This is a genomic window from Alicyclobacillus acidoterrestris (assembly GCF_022674245.1).
GTDB lineage: Bacteria > Bacillota > Bacilli > Alicyclobacillales > Alicyclobacillaceae > Alicyclobacillus > Alicyclobacillus acidoterrestris.
This window is the reverse complement of record NZ_CP080467.1, coordinates 1791090-1810628: the sequence shown is the minus strand read 5'-3', so window position 1 is coordinate 1810628 and position 19539 is coordinate 1791090. Positions and strand designations below refer to the sequence as shown.

General features: G+C 51.4%; 19 protein-coding genes, 3 tRNA genes and 1 pseudogene. 6 read left to right on the top strand and 17 right to left on the bottom strand.

The features are described from left to right. Nucleotides 1-114: 114 nt before the first annotated feature. Together K1I37_RS08395 and K1I37_RS21515 are read right to left on the bottom strand one after the other, a co-directional pair. Complete coding sequence (locus K1I37_RS08395) at nt 115-543, bottom strand: SDR family NAD(P)-dependent oxidoreductase (RefSeq protein ID WP_021298706.1); 429 nt, start codon at nt 541-543, stop codon at nt 115-117. A gap of 29 nt (nt 544-572) precedes the next feature. Beyond that, nucleotides 573-701: a hypothetical protein gene (locus tag K1I37_RS21515; protein ID WP_021298707.1), complete on the bottom strand. Its 129-nt coding sequence runs from the start codon at nt 699-701 to the stop codon at nt 573-575. 130 nt (nt 702-831) lie between these two features. On the opposite strand from K1I37_RS21515, the gene K1I37_RS08390 reads away from it, so the two are divergent. Further along, nucleotides 832-993, top strand: coding sequence for a MerR family DNA-binding transcriptional regulator (locus K1I37_RS08390; protein WP_021298708.1), 162 nt, complete (start codon nt 832-834; stop codon nt 991-993). 11 nt (nt 994-1004) lie between these two features. After that, entirely contained in the window at nt 1005-1253 is a 249-nt protein-coding gene (locus K1I37_RS08385) for a MerR family transcriptional regulator (RefSeq protein WP_242215999.1), read from the top strand. 84 nt (nt 1254-1337) lie between these two features. Here K1I37_RS08385 and K1I37_RS08380 read toward each other — a convergent pair whose 3' ends face one another. Next, nucleotides 1338-1580: a hypothetical protein gene (locus K1I37_RS08380; RefSeq protein WP_206919729.1), complete on the bottom strand. Its 243-nt coding sequence runs from the start codon at nt 1578-1580 to the stop codon at nt 1338-1340. A gap of 174 nt (nt 1581-1754) precedes the next feature. Between K1I37_RS08380 and K1I37_RS08375 the strand changes: the two genes are divergently transcribed. The 3 genes from K1I37_RS08375 (at nt 1755) to K1I37_RS08365 (ending at nt 5896) form a co-directional block, all read left to right on the top strand. Beyond that, a complete protein-coding gene (locus K1I37_RS08375; protein ID WP_242215998.1) occupies nt 1755-3341 on the top strand; it encodes a spore germination protein in 1587 nt (528 codons plus the stop codon). Then, nucleotides 3338-4570 (top strand): Ger(x)C family spore germination protein, encoded by a 1233-nt coding sequence (locus K1I37_RS08370; RefSeq protein WP_206919731.1) that lies wholly within the window; start codon nt 3338-3340, stop codon nt 4568-4570. Before K1I37_RS08375 ends, K1I37_RS08370 begins: the two co-directional genes overlap by 4 nt. A gap of 237 nt (nt 4571-4807) precedes the next feature. Next, nucleotides 4808-5896, top strand: a complete 1089-nt coding sequence (locus K1I37_RS08365; RefSeq protein ID WP_206919742.1) for a GerAB/ArcD/ProY family transporter — start codon at nt 4808-4810, stop codon at nt 5894-5896. 426 nt (nt 5897-6322) lie between these two features. Here the strand turns inward: K1I37_RS08365 and K1I37_RS08360 are convergent, their stop codons facing one another. From K1I37_RS08360 to istA, 6 genes are all read right to left on the bottom strand, one after another. Then, nucleotides 6323-6757: a hypothetical protein gene (locus tag K1I37_RS08360; RefSeq protein WP_021295818.1), complete on the bottom strand. Its 435-nt coding sequence runs from the start codon at nt 6755-6757 to the stop codon at nt 6323-6325. 2 nt (nt 6758-6759) lie between these two features. Next, nucleotides 6760-7587 carry a glycoside hydrolase domain-containing protein gene (locus K1I37_RS08355; protein WP_236026621.1) on the bottom strand — a complete coding sequence of 276 codons (828 nt, stop codon included), beginning with the start codon at nt 7585-7587 and terminating at the stop codon, nt 6760-6762. A 140-nt stretch (nt 7588-7727) separates the two neighbouring features. Beyond that, the gene (gene istB, locus K1I37_RS08350) at nt 7728-8513 is read right to left on the bottom strand and encodes an IS21-like element helper ATPase IstB (RefSeq protein ID WP_242215997.1); all 786 of its coding nucleotides are present in this window, start codon (nt 8511-8513) and stop codon (nt 7728-7730) included. Then, entirely contained in the window at nt 8510-8677 is a 168-nt protein-coding gene (locus K1I37_RS08345) for a hypothetical protein (RefSeq protein WP_242215996.1), read from the bottom strand. Before K1I37_RS08345 ends, istB begins: the two co-directional genes overlap by 4 nt. 166 nt (nt 8678-8843) lie before the next feature. Beyond that, on the bottom strand, nt 8844-10106 hold the full coding sequence (locus tag K1I37_RS08340) for an IS4 family transposase (RefSeq protein WP_021295821.1): 1263 nt from the start codon (nt 10104-10106) through the stop codon (nt 8844-8846). Between the two features lie 431 nt (nt 10107-10537). Then, nucleotides 10538-11308, bottom strand: a complete 771-nt coding sequence (istA, locus tag K1I37_RS08335; RefSeq protein WP_021295822.1) for an IS21 family transposase — start codon at nt 11306-11308, stop codon at nt 10538-10540. 470 nt (nt 11309-11778) lie between these two features. Between istA and K1I37_RS08330 the strand changes: the two are divergent. Next, a pseudogene (locus K1I37_RS08330) lies at nt 11779-12924 on the top strand (IS3 family transposase). Between the two features lie 192 nt (nt 12925-13116). On the opposite strand, the gene K1I37_RS08325 reads toward K1I37_RS08330, so the two are convergent. The 8 genes from K1I37_RS08325 to K1I37_RS08290 all read right to left on the bottom strand — a co-directional run bounded on the left by K1I37_RS08325 (nt 13117) and on the right by K1I37_RS08290 (nt 19450). Continuing rightward, nucleotides 13117-13206: transfer RNA gene (locus K1I37_RS08325), tRNA-Ser, on the bottom strand. Between the two features lie 32 nt (nt 13207-13238). Further along, a tRNA-Gly gene (locus K1I37_RS08320) sits at nt 13239-13313 on the bottom strand. An 85-nt stretch (nt 13314-13398) separates the two neighbouring features. Further along, nucleotides 13399-13471 (bottom strand) — tRNA-Lys (locus tag K1I37_RS08315). A gap of 120 nt (nt 13472-13591) precedes the next feature. Further along, nucleotides 13592-15322: an ABC transporter substrate-binding protein gene (locus K1I37_RS08310; protein WP_021295825.1), complete on the bottom strand. Its 1731-nt coding sequence runs from the start codon at nt 15320-15322 to the stop codon at nt 13592-13594. A 269-nt stretch (nt 15323-15591) separates the two neighbouring features. Further along, nucleotides 15592-16512 carry an ABC transporter permease gene (locus K1I37_RS08305; protein ID WP_021295826.1) on the bottom strand — a complete coding sequence of 307 codons (921 nt, stop codon included), beginning with the start codon at nt 16510-16512 and terminating at the stop codon, nt 15592-15594. Nucleotides 16513-16532: 20 nt separating this feature from the next. Further along, nucleotides 16533-17432, bottom strand: coding sequence for an ABC transporter permease (locus K1I37_RS08300; RefSeq protein ID WP_021295827.1), 900 nt, complete (start codon nt 17430-17432; stop codon nt 16533-16535). Nucleotides 17433-17483: 51 nt separating this feature from the next. Further along, nucleotides 17484-18455, bottom strand: coding sequence for an ABC transporter ATP-binding protein (locus K1I37_RS08295; RefSeq protein ID WP_021295828.1), 972 nt, complete (start codon nt 18453-18455; stop codon nt 17484-17486). Further along, nucleotides 18455-19450, bottom strand: coding sequence for an ABC transporter ATP-binding protein (locus tag K1I37_RS08290; RefSeq protein WP_021295829.1), 996 nt, complete (start codon nt 19448-19450; stop codon nt 18455-18457). The genes K1I37_RS08295 and K1I37_RS08290 overlap by 1 nt, the downstream gene beginning before the upstream one ends. Between the last annotated feature and the right edge of the window lie 89 nt (nt 19451-19539).

Below are 19539 nucleotides of genomic sequence, written 5' to 3'. Positions count from 1 at the left end.
CGGCTGATCCTCTGCGTCCACGATCTTGAGGATGGCTTCTGCTGTCGCTTGTGGATCGCCGCGTTCTTCGCTTGATAGCTCCCCGAAACCCCGCCTCCGAGGACGGCATAGGCGTCAATTCCCGGTGCGGTCTTCAGCGACGAGGGACTTGCAAAATCGGTCGCATAGGCTCCGGGCTCGAGCAGCGTCATTGATGCCAAAGCCTTTGACCTCTTGCGCCAGGCTTTCGTAGAGCGCTTCGACTGCCCATTTGGAGGCGCAATAGAAGCCGATGAGCGGCATCGCCACAATCCCCATGCCGCTTGAGACGCCGAGTAAATGGCCCTGTTGCCGCAGCAGAGGCAGGGCTGCTTGGATGACCCGAAGCATACCAAAGTAGCTCGTGTCAAACAGAGCGCGGACTTCGGCCTCGCTAGCCTCCTCAACCGTTCCGACCAGGGTGTAACCGGCATTGTTGAGGACAATGTCCAGCTTGCCGAAATGCGCGTGTGCCTGCCGAACGACATATCGAGCCTGATCGGCATCAGTTACGTCGAGCGCCATGGGGAGAACGGCGTCTCCGAAACGTTCCTTCAGATCGGCAACGTCTGCCAAAGTGCAGGCAGTAGCTGCGACCTATCGCCACGCGTGAGTGCAGCTTCGGCCCAAATGCGCCCAAAACCGCGAGAGGCTCCCGTAATGAACCAGATTTTTTTATCCACGGTGTCCTCCTCCTTCTGCATATTCCTGTCGGATTTACGGTGTCGATACTTGATATACTATGAGGTTACAGCCTTCGCGTAACACGAAGTCAAGAGGTTGTGATCGAAATCTTTACGAGGTGGATTTGCAATGTATACCGTAAAAAAAGTAACTAAGATGCTTGATTTGACCGAACACACTGTTCGCTACTATACCGATAAGGGACTAGTCCCAAGTGTGCAGCGCGACATCAATAACAATCGTCTTTTTGATGACGAGTCCTTAATTGGCTTACAGCTGCCAAATTTCTGAAACAATGTGGCATGTCAATCAAAGACATCAAAAGGTTTGTAGATTTGCGTTTGGAAGGAATTTCAACCATTCAGGAACGCTATGAAATTATTTTGAAACAAAAGGCCGTTGCTCTGGCTCAGGTGGAGGAAGCGAAACGAAGCGTCAAATATCTAGAAGACAACGCAAAACACTACCTTGATGTTATCAATGCTGTGATCACCGATGACACAAATCCTGGTAAATGGAGTAATAGAAATCACACGCAGACACACCACTAAACGGCTTTCTTAGTACCGCAAATTAATAAAACGAAAACCCTTGCCGAAGCGCTACCAACAATAGTACCCTATCACATAGGATTACTATTTCAGTAAACTGCCCGTCGCTGCAATATGCAATAAGTAGCATACAGGAAACGCACAATTGTGCAATTTAATGCATAAACGCTCGTCACGTTTCTCTGCAATAAGCCTGATGTTTTGTTTTTTTGTTTTGTTTAAATCACCCTCTCCGTTCACTACTGTCAAATCAGAAATTCTTGTCCCAGTAGAAGAAATGATAGAAGAGCAATGCCCCCTTGGTTCTTCACTGTACTTTATCTGCATCACACACCCCCTTAACTTCAAGAACACTCTTCACCTCATTACAGGGATTACCGTGTTAATCTCCCTCTTGCCCGCAAAAGCAACAAAAAACTTGTGCATACCAAATATTGGTGCATAGCTTTGGCTGGATGTGGTCAAAATACCAAGAGAAATTACACGCGGGGAGAGCATGCTGTGTTACTTAAGAAGCGGGGTAAGAAGGCCAAAGATCTCGGGAACCATCCTGACAGAATTGCCGGCTTGGTGGATGCTTCGTGGCATCAGCCGGATGAACCCTTGCCCTCCCGTCTAGAAGGTTTACGTGGCTGGATTGAAGGGGAGTGGCAACACTGTGACGACTTGCTACGCCGCGAAGTCGACGTTCACGGTACGCGCGTACTTTTGATCTGGCTGCGCGGTTTGGTGGACCTTGCGCGAATCGAAGAGGGTGTTCTCCAGCCCCTTGAGACCTTGTCACGACGGCCATCAGACATACGGCAGATTGGGTCCGTCCTGCACACAGTACACATCCGTTCGATCGGACTGCGCTACGAATTGAACACTGCTGTGTCGGATGGCCAGGTGGTGCTCTACGCCGACGGTTCCAAAGTGGCTCTCGTACTTGATATCAGCGATCCTCCGGCGCGGGCCGTCGAAAAAGCTGAGAACGAGCCCACTATTGAGGGTCCTCAGGAGGCGTTCATCGAGCATTTGGAGCTCAACATCGCGCTCCTGCGCAAGCGGATCCGCAGTCCGCGCCTTAAGGTCGAATCAATGCGTATCGGCGTATACTCCAAGACTACCGTATGCATCGCCTATATCGAAGGCATCGCCAAACCAACTCTGGTGGACGAAGCGCGCCAACGGCTGCGCAAGATTTCCATCGACGGAGTGAATGATATCAACAAGTTGCGCGAACTGATCGGCGACGCGCCGTACACCCTGTTTCCGACAACCGAAGAGACCGAGCGACCGGACCGGGTGACGGGCAGTCTGCTGCAGGGGCGCATCGCCATCATGCTCGACGGAGCGCCAACCAGCTTGATGGTACCGGCACAGTTCATCAATTTTCTGGCATCAGCCGAAGATTATTACATGAACTACACGCTAACGTTGTTCATTCGCATTTTGCGCCACATCGCATACTGGTCTTCCCTCATGTTGCCGTCTCTGTACGTGGCCCTGTTATCTTACAACCAAGACTTGATACCGACACCGTTGCTCGTCAGCGTGGAGGCCCAACACCGCGGCATTCCCTTTCCGACCACCTTGGAAGCGCTCGTGATGATGTGCGTCTTTGAAGCCCTGCGTGAAGCCGGGACGCGGCTGCCAAAGGCCGTTGGGCAATCGGTCAGCATTGTCGGTACGCTTATTGTCGGCGACTCCGCAGTGCGTGCGGGCCTGGTATCTCCGGGCATGGTAATAGTGGTGGCAGGAACCGGAATCGCATCGTTTTCTCTTCCAGCGTATGGATTCGTGAATTCAAGCCGGATTATTCAATTCGCATTCGTCATCATAGCCGGCATTTTCGGACTGGTCGGCATTGTCGTCCTCGGATTAGTCCTTGTGACGCATCTCGTCTCTCTGCGTTCCTTCGGGGTTCCTTACATGGCCCCCATCGCGCCGTTTACTTGGTCGGACATGAAGGATACGTTCATTCGGGTTCCCTGGTTTGCGACCAGACGACGCCCTGAGCAGCTTGAACCGATCGACCGTGTCAGCAACCGCAGTCCAGCACCGCGAGTTCCCAAAAAATCTCCCTATGGCGAGGGGCAGCCATGAGGTCGCGCCTTCTGCGTAAGCTGGCCTTCCTCTTCGTGACGAGCGTCGGTTCGTTGCTTTTGCCAGGGTGTTTTGACATTCAGGAGGTCGACGACATGAATATCGTCATAGCCCTTGGTATCGACCGGACCGACGACGGCTTGGTACGAGTGACGGCCCAACTCGTCAATCCGGATGCCGCTCCTTCGGCTGGAGGGAGCGGTTCAGGTTCAGGGGAAGGTTCAGGGAAAGGCGGCGCGCCCTTCATTATCCGTGAAGAGACGGGCACAATTATCGAAGACGCGATGGATAAATTCAAGGCGGACGTACCTCACCTCATGTACTTGGCGCACAACACGGTGTTGGTGTTCGGAAGCGACTACGCAAAGCAAGGCATTGACGGGGCACTTGACTACTTCGAGCGGAACCGGTACTTTCGCCGCAATCAACTGTTCCTCGTGACACCGGGACAGGCCCAGGATGTTCTTTCGGCACCGTCCGAACCTGAGCCGCTGAACGCGCTGGGCCTTCGTGCTTTAGTGGAGCAAATCGGTGAGATGTTCCGCGTTGTCAACAGTGAGCAACTCGAGGTAATGAAGGAGTACCTGTCACCGTCGCAGGCCTCCGTCCTGTCGTTGGTAGACAGAGGCGCTACGGGCCACATTCTCATGAAAGGGGTTGCTTTGTTTCGCGGTGCAAAGATGGTGGACGTCCTGACGGTGGACGAGACGAAGGGGCTCGCGTGGCTCATGATGGACACCCGCCAGGTGGTCATCCCCCTGCCGTGCGACGCCAAGGACGGCGACGTTGGAAGCGCCGTGCGATTGCTCGGTTCCCACACCCAGGTCATTCCACGGTTTGGCAGCGATGGGGTGAGTTTTCTGGTGAAGGTTCAAGCGCGGGCGGAGATCGACCGACTTTGTCCGAATGATCGGTTGAGCGAGAAAACTTACCAGCAACTTGAGCAGAAAACTGCCAAGTACATGGAACGGCATATGCAGGCAGTGATGACAAAGCTCCAAGCCGACGATGTGGACGCTTGCCAGTTCGGCACGCGATTGTTTATCGAAGACCCACACACGTGGCGACAGATTAGTGCTCAATGGCCAGCTTACTTTGCTCGGGCGCAGGTCAGATGCAATGTACGCGTCCATATTACCCGGACCGCCCTTTCTTCCAATACACCCGAATCCGCGGCCTCGCGAAGTGGCTTGGCTCCACCGGCAGGGCGCGGAGTGATTACACAGTGATCTGGCTCGCGCTATTCACTGCCTTTGCCGTTGCAGTCCTAGACAGACATTCCCTTCGCCAGGCAGCGCGCCGCGAAGTCCCAGTGTACTGGGGACTCATCTTCGCAGCACTTGCCATGTCTGCGTCTGTCTCCTGGCATCTGTGGCCAAATCTGCATCTGTTGGCACCGTTCGAAGCCATGTTTGGTCCAGTTACAAAGTGGATGTACAAAATTCTTTAGAAGGGAATCCGACCTTATGTCGAACGTACAGATTTCCCGATTTCAACTCGTCATCGTACTCGTTTGGAGCATCCTTGCCACCGGCATCGTCACAGTCCCGTTCATCGTTGCCCAATTCACCGTCCGCGACAGCTGGATTACGGGTCTCCTGTTTGTGGCCGGGGGCCTGTTGTCCGCTGGTACCGCTGCGGTATTCATCCGTGCGCTGCCAAACCGAAATCTAACCAACGGCTTGATTGACACATTCGGACCATGGCTGGGACGCATGTTTTGTCTTTGGTTTCTTGTCTGGCTGTACCTGATTAATTGCACCATCCTCCGGGAAGTAGAATCGTTTGTGAGCATCACCATCCTGCCTAGAACCCCGGAATATATCATCGGACTACTCGGCATGGCTGGGATCTCATACATGGTGTATATGGGTGTGGAGGTCGTTATGCGGGACTGTGAGTTCATCATACCGCTCGCGCTCGTTGTGACACCTGTTCTCTTTGCCCTGTCCATGAAGCACATGGATGTCCATGAACTGATGCCAGTTCTCGCCGACGGCTGGCAGCCGGTGCTCCGCGGTGCCGTCACACCGGATCTGACCTACGCATTGGAACTGTTGATTAGCCTACAGTTCGTACGGGCCTTGCGCGAAAGCCGGACCCTTCCCAAAGACATGGTCACGGCTACGGCCATCCTGACTGTTCTCTTGACCGTCATTCAGATAATTACGACAGGCGTAGTGGGGCAATCCGAGAGTTATCTGTCGTATCCGGTGCTCGAAACCGTCCGCAGCATTCGCATCGGTCGCTTCCTGGAGCGCCTGGACACACTCTACGTGATAGGTGTGATGTCCACCATATGCATAAAACTGGGTGTGTTTCACTACGCCTGGTGTGAAGGTATGAAGGACGTTTTTAAACTGTCATCACACCGAATTATGGCGCTCTCCGGCGGCTTATTCGTGTGGGCTGGCAGTTTTGCATTCTTTCGCAGTACGAAGGAAATGGAGCACTTCATCGCGGGTGTGGCGCCAGCGTATTTTGTGGTGACATTGATATGTATTCCCCTTTTAGCTGCCATGGTAATGAAATTTCGGAGGCAAGCAAAACGTTAGGGGGCGGCAGTCTCAGGGAAAAGTCCACTCATGCTGCTTATTATTCGAATTACGTTGACAATCTTACGTTGACAATCAGCGCACGTGGTAAGAGGATAGTTCACACCTTCGATTTGCTTAAAACCTGTTCTAAAAACATACGAGCAAACGTTTCCCTATTAAATCTTACATAATTTGCGATAAGGTGCTTATTCAAGTATTTATTGTGAAAGTAAATCGAGACATCATGGAGATGCAACTGCCCGAAAGAACGCCGAAGGAGTGTCACCCTGCTTGCACACTCACTTCTCGCTAACTATAATTGACGCGCCAGAAAAATCCTGACGCGTCGTAGGGATGGAAAGTCGACATAGTGATAACTCAAGTAAGCAGTTGTCTTTTAATCGCTTGAATAAAGGCTCCGACAATCGCCGGAGCCTTTATTCATTAGTCACTGACCGGCGGCTGCGCGTTTGCATTGGCAGTAGGTACAGATACGTGATTCTGTGAAACAGCAGACTCGATGAGTGAGTCAATGAGGGATTCAACATCGACGCCGACCTGCTGCCCCAATTGAACCAGCGTAGCCCCCTGCGCTTTCACAGCGGCGATGGCGTCCGCCTTTACACCCTGCGCCAATTGCGGTGTCCAAGTGCCCGCATTTTTCGCATTGGCGACGATCTTCTGGTTGAAGTCCTGCACTACTGCCTGCGCGATATTGGCCAACCCGTCGATTACCAAATTGACCACAGAAGCGGTTTTGTCATTGACATGTGCGTCCACAGCCTGCTTAACGCGCGGAACCACATACGCAATCCCCGCCGACACGACCAACGACAAAAGACCAGCCAACCCACTTACAACGTGAGCCTCAACAGACATGCTCACTCTACCTCCTTGAGCAGGCTCTGTGCCTGTTGAATTAAGCTGATTGCTTGTTGCACCTTGCCTGTGGTGCCGGATTTTGCGGCATACGCCGCCTTCAGTGCAGCTTCGGTTTGCGGACCGACGATACCGTCCACCGACAGGTGATATTGCTGCTGAAACGATTTGACGGCAGCCTCGGTGCTCGGTCCGAAGATACCGTCCACAGTGAGCTTGATGCCCAGTACGGTATTCAGTTCCTGTTGCAGTGTCTTGACCGCGTCGCCGGTACTGCCTCTTTGTAAAGTGCTTGCCATGATCTGTTGCCACCCCCCAGGGTCGAGAAGAATTCTGTCGCGGTCTACGTTAATTCCGGCCACAGTTACGCTGTTTTGGTACTGGTACAGGTGCGCGAACGATACGAGAAAGCCGCCCGACCAGGCGTAGGTTTGCCAGTAGTAGTCGGCCGCGCCGTTCTGGTACAGGTACTGTAGGACGCCATACGGACCGTATACGCCGACCTTGTACCCGGTATTAGCAGCCTTGATGGCCTGGAAATGCTCCAGGATGCGCGAATAAGCGTCCGGTTGGACATCGTAATCAATGGTGTGGTAGATGGCCGTTCCCTTTGGCTGCCCAAAGGACTGTGCATAAGCTGCCTCCGTTTTACCGTCAGACGCTCCTTGTGCATCCGAGAAGTAGCTGGCGTTCGTAGGGTTCGTCTCCCAGATGCTCCACAGATTCAGACTGGCCGCAAGGATGGCCTGCGCTTCGGTCTGTTGCATCGTTTTCCAGTTCGTCGCTGGACCGAGATAACGGCCGACATGCGTGATCCCTGCGGATTTCAGCGCAGCGGCCGTGGCCGACGTGAGCCTGGTGGTGTCAACATCGGATTTAATTCCTCAAAAAAATCGGTTCGATTTCCCCAAAAACATCGGTTTTGATTTCCTCAAAATCATCGCGTAAAATTCCCCGGACATATGTTCGGTTAGTCTCTCACCTCCTCTTGCAGGGCATGGGTCACGCCCGCTTTGAGTTTATCCTTCTTCCGGTAGCTGTTCCCGCGTATGTTGACCGTTGTCGCGTGGTGAAGCAACCGATCAAGTAGAGCCGATGCCAGCACCTGATCCCCAAACATGGTTCCCCAGTTAGTGAAGCTCGTATTGGATGTGATAATCATCGCCCCTTGTTCATACCGCTCAGAAACCAGACGAAAGAAGTTTGCTGCATCCAGCGCGTCCAGTGGCAGATAACCAACCTCGTCGCAGATGAGAAGCTTCGGTTGGATGTACACCTTCAATCGCTTCTCTAATCGGCCCTCCTGATGCGCTTTTCGTAAATCGGCGACCAACCGCTGCATGGTGACGAAATACACACTCATTCGGTTTTGCAACGCCTCCATCCCCAGTGCCACAGCCAAATGCGTCTTTCCCACGCCGGGCGGACCGAGGAGGATGACGTTACTGCGCTCCTCCACGAACAACAGTTGTGCTAATTCCCAGATTGGTCGCTCGTCGATGGACGGCTGAAACGTAAAATCGAAGTCTGCCAACGTCTTGTGATACGGGAAGTGTGCTAGGCTGAGGCGAGTATGGAGGTAGCGGTTGAACCGCTCCTCCGTCTCTGCCTCTAACAGACGAGACAGAAACTCGACATACGTCGCCTGTTTTCCCGCTGCCCACTCCACGCTGGCAGGGAGAATCGACGCGGCCTTCTTTAGCCCTAGTTCCAACAAAGATTCTTCCGTCTTGGCCAATAACAATGCTTCGCTCATTGCAATTGCCCTCCTGACGCGATTTGCTCATACACGTCCAGATCCCGTTGTTCCACGTCGGGTCCGACTTGAAGACCAGCGACTTTGCCCCGTGAATGCCTTGGCGTATCCATGGGGATGCCTTTTACGTGCTCAGGGTTGATGGAGACTTGATGCTTGTCCACGAGCCTATGCTCGGCAATAACCTGACCGCCATCACTAGCGTTGCATTAAACTCGTTTGCAAATGTCAAGCGTGGCAATTCGTCTCTCTACGATATAGAACAGAATATTCAGATCTTTTGTTTTGGCGTAGATGGACTAAAAAGCCATTGCTCCCTTAACAAGTTGCTCAAATCCCACATTTTGGATATTCAATTGGGTCGTACACCATACTCTCTAAGTGCTCAATCTCTTCGTCTATGTACTGCTGTAGCGTCATTGCGAAGATTTCTTCTGTCTTCACCTTCTTTCGCCCAGTTGACGCTCTTGTGGGTGGCCGGCTTAAATAACACCGGAACTCTGTGAAGGGCTCTGACCAATGCCATCGTACACATTTGTAGATATCGAGCAGCCTTCCCGGATGTCTTACCCTCAACCGCAGCAACACGAGTAAACAGAAGGTAATCAATGCAATGCGCAATTGGTTGTAGACCGCATTTTCACTCTTCCCATAGAATTTCTTTACATGCAGGTGTTGCTTAATCCATTTGAAGAAGAGTTCGATCTGCCAACGATTCCTATACAAATCACAGATCTCTGTTGCATCCATCGTTAAATCGTTTGTCAGTATAATGATTCTTCGTCCATCACTGTCCAGTACTTCGAGCCAGCGCGTTGGATGAACCATATTCCGGAATTTCGAACCCAGCCGTATGACTGCATCCCGAATAACGGGTGAATCTGGTGCCACAGGTCTCTCTTCATAAACTTCCATGATGCTGGCATTATCCCGAAGTCGTGTGACAAAGCGTGTTCCATTCAGGATATACTCGTCAAATTTCTGATAATCGACGTAACCACGGTCGAATACGTTGAGTGCATCCGGCTCATTGACCACCAGATTGGCCATTTGAGTCCTATCCGCTGGTTTGACGGGAGTCAGAATCTCCTTATCCGGATACGTCAGGTCATTCTCAAATACGAGGCGCAGGTGCAGTTTCACGCCTGCTTTTGTCTGCCTAAATTCTGCCCACGGATATTGAGAGACACACATCGTGATGGTCGAAGCGTCAACCAAGTTCATCCGCTTTAATGCCTGTGTGGCCTTTTTAGTCCCGGCAGTACGGACAATTTGCGCAACACATCGTTGGAAAACGGACGATGGAAACTTCGTGTCCATCTGTCTCAACTTACGGGACAACTGTGATGTGCTGATCGACTCGAGACCAAGTTCGGCCTGTAGTTGACGATTCTCGTTCAACAAGGCACTCATACTGGTTAAGGAGTCGATTTGCTGCAACTGGGCAAACACAAGCAATTGGAGAAACGTGATGGAATCAAGTTTCTTCGTGTACCTATCCAGACCAAGTGTTTTAATCTCACGCAACATTTCCACTGGATTCAGTGGAGAAAGATATTCCGCCAATGTGGATTTCGTGGTATCCTTGTCCATGAGTGTTCCTTAGATTAGATTTGGACAGGGCAACCTGTTCCTTCTATTCTAAGGATTTTTTATGTTTTTGGGGTTACAACATCTTGAACATTCGAATCTTTCTATGCGGTTTTAATTAGCCATCCCTCTTGACAAACCCTAAAAAATTTAATGCAACGCTAGTGGACCGCCATATTCAATTTGCAGACGGCCCGTTTCAAACGCGCGGACTAGAACGTTTTTCCCCACGTACTGCCACGGCCAGAATACAGGCTGGCATTCCATGAGATTCGACAGTCGTTGAGGACCTTACGCAATGCACTATACGCCAATAGATACCGATGTTCCGGCAGCCGCTGCAGGTTTTCGTCGGGGAACCGAAACTGCGGCCGCTCATGGGTTGTCCCATGGATGCGCACGTTGACAACGGTATCTCGCCATATGACTGCTTGCTAATTGACCTCTGCCAGGTCCACAAACGCGGTCGGCCAAAAGCTGTCGCGGATATAGCGAATGGGTCGCTCAATTTTTCCTTTCGTACGGCTACGATAGGGTTTGCAGGCCTTAGGAACAAACCCGTAATACTTGGCGAAATCCAAATAAACCGGTTGCCAGTCCACGTGTCCATGTCCGTCGTTGGACAGAACGAGCGGTGCACAGTTGTCACTGAGAATGGTCTTTGGCACCCCTTCAAAAAATTCAAGCGCATTCCGCAGTGCTTGTAGGATATGCAGCTGGTCTGACGCTTTGATAAACTCCAAATAGAGCATCCGGGAGTAGGATAGAACCATAGCAAAACACCACAGTGTGCGCCGATTCCCCTCGGTGTCGATATACGGGAACGCGCCTAAATCGATTTGGGCCTGCTCACCGGGACCCGTTTCGAACCGCCTCGTTGCCTTGGCAGAGACAACGGGGCGAAGCGGGTGCATAAACTCACGAAGAACCGTGATCCCACCAGTGTATCCCTGCTCCCGAATCTCTCGTAAAATCCTCTCCGCGTTTAGTACGCCAAAACGCATCCGCTGTTCTACATACGGCTTATAGGATTCCAACTTACTGCCTTTTCGTTTGGTCCCAGATAAAGGCTTCTTTCCATCCTCCTGCTCTTGGACCACCTTTCGAATCGTCTTACGGTCATGTCCAGTTCTTCGAGAGAGTTCAGAGATACTCACGCCTTCCTGATACATCCTTCTAACTTCCATTTTCTCACTCTCCGTCATCGTGGCACCTCCCACAACGATGTGAACGATGCCGTAAATTCGACAAAGGGTGGGGAATTTATCCCGATGATTTTGGGGAATTTAATCCGTTATTTTTGGGGAATCGTATTCCGCTGTTATTGGGGATTTTACAGCCGATGTTAACAGATGGCGCAGTCGATGCCTGCATACATGCCTTCTCACCCCCTTTCAGTGGGTCGTTCTTAAAGCGTGTAGGCGCGTGCGGAAATCAAAAGGCCCTTGTTCTCGATGAATTATAGGGGAGGTAGAAGTTACCCTTATCGCCCCTCTCTTCACCCCAGCTGTTCCGAACCTCCAGCACCCCACGCGCATCGTCGTAGCCGAACGCCGCCGTGGCATGGCCGCCCATGCACTGTTCTCCCGGCTGCGGAAGTGTGGTGCTAGGCTTTAACAGTGGACACAGCAAATCGAGAATGTGAAAATAAGTAAATCGATTTGAGGTGTCTATATTGGCAAATAAGTATGATGCGGATTTTAAGTTGAATACGGTGAAATTAGTTTTGGAGGAGGGGAAGGTTGCGTCTCAGGTTGCACGGGATTTGGAAATTTCGGAGAAGACACTTTATGGATGGATTGCTCGGTATAAGAACGACCCTAAGCATCCATTTGTTGGCTCTGGGAATCTGAAACCAGATGCCCAAGCAGCGCGCGATTTAGAGCGAGAGAACCGTGAACTGAAAGAGAAAACGAGATTTTAAAAAAAGTGCTGCGCATCTTCAGCAAGGACCAGAAGTAAGGTATCAATTCATCTACGATCACCGCTTCGACTTTTCGGTTCAGAGGATGTGCAAAGTACTACAGGTTTATCGAAGCGGGTACTATGCGTGGCTGAAGCGTCCTGACAGTAAGCGTAAACAACGCCGACGAAAGCTCACCCGGCGTATTCATGAAATCTTGCTATCCTCTCGACGTTTATATGGAAGCCCAAAGATTACCCGAATGCTGCGTGAAGAAGGCGTGCGAGTTGGACAGAAAACGGTGGCTCGTATTATGCGGGAGAGTGGGCTGAAAAGCCGTACGGTGCGTAAATATAAGGCGACGACCAACTCAAAACACAACCAGCCTGTGGATGACAACATACTCAACCAGACGTTTAAGGCGGAGCGCCCGAACCAGGTTTGGATGTCAGATATCACCTACGTTTGGACAAACGAAGGATGGCTTTATGTGGCTAGCATCATGGATCTTTATACACGAAAAATCGTCGGCTGGAAAGCTAATTCACGGATGACTAAGGAACTTGTCATCGATGCGTTGGAGCAGGCGTATCAACGGGAAAAACCGGGTGAAGGTGTTTTGCACCACTCAGACCGCGGCAACCAGTATGCATCAAAAGAATACCAGGCCAAACTGAAAGGATACAAGATGATAGGTAGCATGAGCCGTAAAGGAAACTGTTACGACAATGCCTGTATTGAGTCTTTCCACAGTGTTATTAAGCGTGAGCTGATACATTTGGAGACGTATAAAACTCGTAAACGAGCGAAAATGAGCTTTGGTATAACCACGTACGTATTCATTCATCGATTGGATATCAAACGCCCGCTCAATTCCAATCCATGTACCAACAATCATTGATTGAAATCGCTAGTTAACAGGAACGAACATAACGATACGAAATTTTCAGATATTATCTGTTTGATGTGTCCACCCTATTGACTTAGTACCAAGTACCAGAAAAACCATTTTTGGACACGAAGGGTAGAAAAATGGTAGAAGTGTGTGGAAAGAACAAAAAGACGACGTTCATGAGCACTGCTCAAAAACCGCGTCTTTTCAACGTTTTATGGCGGAGAGGGTGGGATTCGAACCCACGGTGCCCTTGCGAACACGGCGGTTTTCAAGACCGCTGCCTTAAACCACTCGACCACCTCTCCGCGGTGGCGTCGTGCATGTAGCACGACGTGTATGGAGCGGAAGACGGGATTCGAACCCGCGACCCTCGCCTTGGCAAGGCGATGCTCTACCCCTGAGCCACTTCCGCAAAACAGGCAATCAAAGACTGCAATAGATAATATACAAGATGGGTGGGCTTCATGTCAACTATGAATGATGATGGAATTGCGGAATGAGCCATCCGCGACTCGAACGCGGGACACCCTGATTAAAAGTCAGGTGCTCTACCGGCTGAGCTAATGGCTCATGTATTGGTGGTAAAGTTAATGTAGCACCAAATCACGCTTTGTATGCGACCAACGTGAAAGCCGGCCCCGCAAAGCGGGAGCCGACTTTTGTGATACTTTATCACTTTGTTGCGAGAGATTAGCTGTTGTGACCTGGGTCGACCCAGATGGTGCCGAATGGGTCATACATGACTGGGCTAGTGTAGAAGCCATGTACCCAAGGTTGAATCGTGTAGTAGCCGACGTTCTGAATGGTCGGTACCCAAGCGGCGTCGGACATCACCTTGTTGATGACCTTCGCGTACAGTTCGTCGCGTTGCTGCGAATCTGTCGAGTACTCCGCCTCGTTCAACCATTGGTCGACCTGTGGGTTGGAGTAGTTGTTCATGTTGTTACCAGGCTCAATCTGGTTAGAGTTGAACAAGGTGTTCAAGAAGTCCGAAGCGTCTGGGAAGTCCTGCTGCCAGCCAGACCAGTACATTTGCGCTGTACCGGACATCGCCTTTGTCAGGAAGTCTTTCCAGGTCACTTCGTGGATGTCAAGCTTGATACCGATTTGGCTCAACATAGATTGGAAAGCTTGGTCATCCTTCTTGTCCGTCGGATTGTTTTCGTTCCAATATTCCGCCGTAAACCCGTTGGCATACCCTGCTTCTTTCATGAGCTCCTTCGCCTTGCTGACGTCATACTTATAGGTCGCGCTCGGATCAAGGTTTTTGACGTAACCGTCCATCGTGTTCGGAAGCGGTTGGTTGAGTCCTTCGACGGCGCCGTTATTGATTTTGATAAACTGGCTGTCGTCCGTCGCGTACTCAATGGCCTGACGAACCTTGAGGTTACTCAGCGGGTTGGGCTTCCCATCGAGCGTCGGTTTCATGTTCAATCCGATATAGTAAATCGAGTTCTGAGGTTGTTTCAGGACATCACTCTTATACTTGGTCATGATGGTCGGGTACGCGGAAGGCGGGATACCATCTCCACCCATCAGCCACGGACTCATAAACGCAGTCTGTCCTTGCTCCCAGTGCAATGCATCGACCTGCTCGTTGTTGTTGACGTTAATGGTGACTTTGTCGAGATAGGGAAGCTTGTTTCCGTCACTGTCCTTTTGCCAGTAATTCGGGTTACGGACCAACACGACTTCGTTCTGGTTATTGGTTTGCACCTCAAACGGTCCCGTACCCATCGCTTCACTGGTATCCAGCTTGGCGTTGCCGACCTGTTTCACAAATTTCGGGTCCACAGCCGAGAGGAACGGCATGGCGAGAATCTTGAGGAAGAACTGCTCTGGTTTGACCAACGTGATGACGAGCGTGTGGTCGTCCGGCGTCTTCACGCCGCTGATGGTCTTCGCTTGACCGTCGTAATAGGCTTGTGCGCCTTCGATGTCCAGGAAGAATTGGCTGCCTGGGGATGGTTTCGGCTGCATTTTCTTGTCGAGCAGGCGCTGCAGCTCGAAGACAAAGTCGGATGCAACCATCGGGTCGCCGTTCGAGTATTTCACGTCATCCCGCAAGTGGAACGTATATGTCTTGCCGTCCTGGGATACTTCCCAGTTCTTAGCCAAACTTCCGACGATATTATAGCTACCCTTGTCGTAAGTGACCAATTGTTGATAGACAGCTTCATCTACTTCAGCAGATGTGGTATCAAACGCCACTGCCGGATCTAAATCAGGTACAGCCTGGGTGCTATCTAGTGTAATGGAGCCACCCTCGACTGGTTTCGAACTGTCCGACGATGTGCCACCGGCATTCGTTCCATTGCTGCTCGCTGGCGAGGTGCTGTTTGTGCCGCAGCCAGCCAACAGTGCCCCAATCATCCCGATGGAAGCCACTGTGCCGAGCCCCTTCTTCCATGACAATGACATCACATTTCCCCCATTTCTATATCGTGTCCTGTGCAACCCTCTGTGATTGTCATCCAAGTTTCGTAGATATCATACGCATACTAGGAAAAATGACCGAAGATTACAATCATCAGAACTGGTTAAATTATAAATTAAGTATGTTTGCTACTCAAGTATTTTTTCGTAGAAATCTGTCACTTTTGTCGATTCTTTTTATTCAGGTTTAATAAAGGAGAAAAAAATAAAAAAACCGAGCCAAGTTGGCTCGGTTTTGGTGCTGTCGAAATGTGTCAGTCGTAGCGGATGCGCGGATCGACAAATCCATATACGATATCGACTATCAAGTTGAACAAGACCACGAATACGGCAAGCAAGAGCACCGTACCCATGATGACGGGGATGTCCTGGTTACCAATCGCCTGATAAGCCAACATACCCATACCGTTCCAGTTGAATGTCTCCTCGATAAGCACGACACCGGCAAGCAAGGTACCAATGTCAATACCCGCAAACGTGATCACTGGAATCAGTGCGTTACGCAGCACGTGGCGATAAATGACACGTCGTTCACTAGCACCCTTGGCGCGCGCCGTACGAACATAGTCTTGGTTCATGACGTCCAACATCGTGGACTTCAGCAGACGCATGTAGTACGCGGCACCCGTGATTCCATACGTGATGGACGGAAGAATCAAGTAGTAGATACCGCCAGTTCCACCGAGCGGAAAAATTTGAATCTTAAAGCCGAAGGCAAACAGTAAGAGCAATCCCAGCCAGTAAACCGGAAGCGAAATCCCAATCAGGGCCAAGGCGCTAATCACGACGTCGCGAACTTTGTTCGCGTGGCGCGCCGTGTAAATGCCAAGCGGAATCCCGATGATGAGCTCCATAATCCAACAACCCAGCGCCAACTCGGCGGTTGGGCCCATGCGGCTACTGATTTGCGACATAACGGACGTATGGAAGATATAGGACGTTCCCAAGTTACCATGCAGCAAGTTGCCCATGTACTTCAAATACTGTTCCCAGATTGGGAGGTTTAAACCGAGATTGATGCGGATTTGATTCACCACATCCGGCGTTGCGTGCGGACCCGCAATAATTCGAGCTGGGTCTGCAGGAACTGCGTAGAGCAGCAAAAATGCGATAATGGAAATACCGATGAGCACGATAATCGCTTGCCCGATGCGGCGAATAATATATGCACCCACGTGGACGCCTCCTTCCTACCTTATTGACGGGTCGCGGACTGTGGATCAAGAATATCGCGGAGTCCGTCTCCCAGCATGTTAAACCCGACGACCGTGATAACCAGTGCAATACCTGCGCTGTACATTTCCCATGGCGCATAGGTGTACGTGGTCAAACCATCTTGAATCATACCACCCCAGTCTGGTGTTGGCGGCTGAATGCCCATGCCCAAGTAACTCAGACCTGCAGCTGCCAAGATGTTCGCGCCCACTTGCAACGTCGACAAGACAATCACTGGACCGAAGACGTTCGGCAGAACGATGCGGAACATAATGCGCCACTCTGTTGCACCCAGTGCCCTTGCGGCTTGCACATACTCAAGCTCGCGCACCTGCAGCACTTGTCCGCGGACGACGCGGGCCATGACGCCCCAACCGAGAATACCGATGGTCAACAAGATGTTCCAAAGACTTGAACCGAGGATTGCGACGAGCGCCAAAGCGAACAGCAAGAACGGAAAGGCGAGCACGGTATCCGTAATACGCATGACCAGCGCGTCCACCCAACCGCCAAACACGCCGGCGATGAGTCCTAAAACAGTACCTACGACCAAGTTGATAATCATGGACAATAAACCAATCAAAAGCGAAATTCGTCCGCCCCACAGCACGCGAGAGAGCACGTCGCGGCCGTTGCCGTCAGCTCCTAAGAGGAATTCTCGCGAAGGCCCTACCGGAATGCCTTGCTCGCTAAGCGCGTTGTTGAACGTCGCAATTGGGCTGTGCGGTGAAATCCACGGCGCAAGAATTGCTAATAGCGCCATAATGACGATAATGAGCGCCCCGAGATAAACGAGCGGATAACGCTTCAGTGATTTCTTAAACTTTCCTGTTCGAGCCTTCGTCGGTGCCTGTACCACTGCACCTACATTTGTCGACATAATGTTACCTCCCTTTACCCTGGTACCTACGCCCACCGAGATAAACTCTGTTTAGTATAGGTGGCAGGCCACTTGGTGATTTGGCTTGACTTCCTTCCAAACTGGCTTTTCTCGCTTGCAGACGTCCATCGCCATCGGACAGCGCGTGTGGAACGGGCAGCCGCTCGGCGGATTCGCGGGACTCGGCAAATCACCCTGCAGAATAATGCGTTCGCGCTTTGCGTCTGGGTCAGGAATCGGGACAGCCGACAAAAGCGCCTGTGTGTATGGATGAAGCGGATCGATAAACAGTTCATCACTGTCGGCAGACTCCGCCATGTTTCCAAGATACATAACCATGATGCGGTCACTGATGTGGCGAACCACACTCAAATCGTGCGCGACGAAGATATAAGTCAGGTTAAAATCCTCTTGCAAGTCATCCAGCAAGTTCAGCACCTGGCTTTGCACCGAGACGTCCAGTGCGGCGACAGGCTCGTCGAGGATGATGAGCTTTGGATTCAGTGTCAAAGCTCGCGCAATCCCAATACGCTGGCGCTGACCACCAGAAAATTCGTGTGGATAGCGATTCGCGTATTCTGGATCCAATCCAACCCGGTCGAGCAAGGAACGAACGCGCTCCATCTGACTGGAACGAGTGCCAATGTTGTGAATCTGCATTGGCTCCATCAACGTCTGTGCAATCGTGTTACGTGGGTTTAACGACGCGTACGGATCTTGGAACACCAATTGCATCTCGCGACGCATTGCCCGCATCTGCGACTTAGACAACTTCGTAACGTCTTTGCCCTCAAATATCACATTGCCTGCGGACGGTTCAATCAAGCGAAGAACACTGCGCCCCATCGTCGACTTTCCGCAACCGGACTCTCCGACGACACCCAGCGTCTCGCCTGCCCGCAGCGTGAAATCCACGCCGTCGACGGCGCGTACGTGTCCGACCGTGTGGCGGAACACGCCTCGTTTAATCGGGAAGTACTTCTTTAATCCCTGGACTTCCAAAAGTGGTGTTCCCTGCGCCATTATTGACCCCCCTCTTGTAAGAAACAACGCGACCGGTGACCATCTTCAACCTCAAACAGGTCTGGGTTGTGCGCCACACACTTGTCCATCGCGAACGGACAGCGTGGTGCAAACCGGCAACCGTCGGGCATGTTGCGAAGCGATGGCACGTTGCCTTCAATCGGCTCAAGGCGCTTGCGTTCGCCCGTCAACTTCGGAATCGAGTTGAGCAGTCCCCGCGTGTACGGGTGCTGTGGATTTTTAAAGATCTTGCGAACTGGACCTTCTTCGACAATTCGGCCAGCGTACATGACGGCAACGCGGTCACAGGTCTCAGCCACGACACCCAAGTCGTGTGTGATGAGCAGAATCGACGTGCCATTTTCTTTGGCCAACTGCTTCATCAATTCTAGAATCTGCGCCTGAATCGTCACGTCGAGCGCTGTTGTCGGCTCGTCCGCAATGAGCAGCGACGGGTTACACGCCATCGCGATGGCAATCATCACACGTTGACGCATACCACCGGACAGTTGGTGAGGATACTCGTCAACAATCTGCTCCGCTCGCGGAATTCCGACACGTTTCAGCATTTCAATCGATTCTTTACGTGCGCGGCTCGCGCTCATACCACGGTGCAAAAGCAGCGTTTCTCCGATTTGTCGGCCAATTTTGTGAACGGGATTGAGCGAAGTCATCGGCTCCTGAAAAATCATGCCAATCTCGTTGCCTCGAACCTGACGCATCTGATTTTCTGTCAATTTCAGCAAATCGCGTCCCTGATACATAATCTGGCCGCTTACCTTGGTTGGGTCCTTCAACAAACGCATGACGGACATCGACGTAACACTCTTACCACAGCCGGATTCGCCGACAAGACCCAAGGTCTCACCTGGCGCGATGTGAAAGTTTACACCTTGAACGGCCTTGTAGTATTGTTCATCGACCTTAAACTCAATCTGCAAGTCTTTCACTTCAAGTACATTCTGTAAGTCTGTCGATTCGAGCACTTTCGACACAATTTTCCCCTCTTTCCCTTAAAACCATCATCAGACCTATCTAACAGCGTATCAAGCATGTATGGAAAATATTAGAGAGGCCAAAGAGA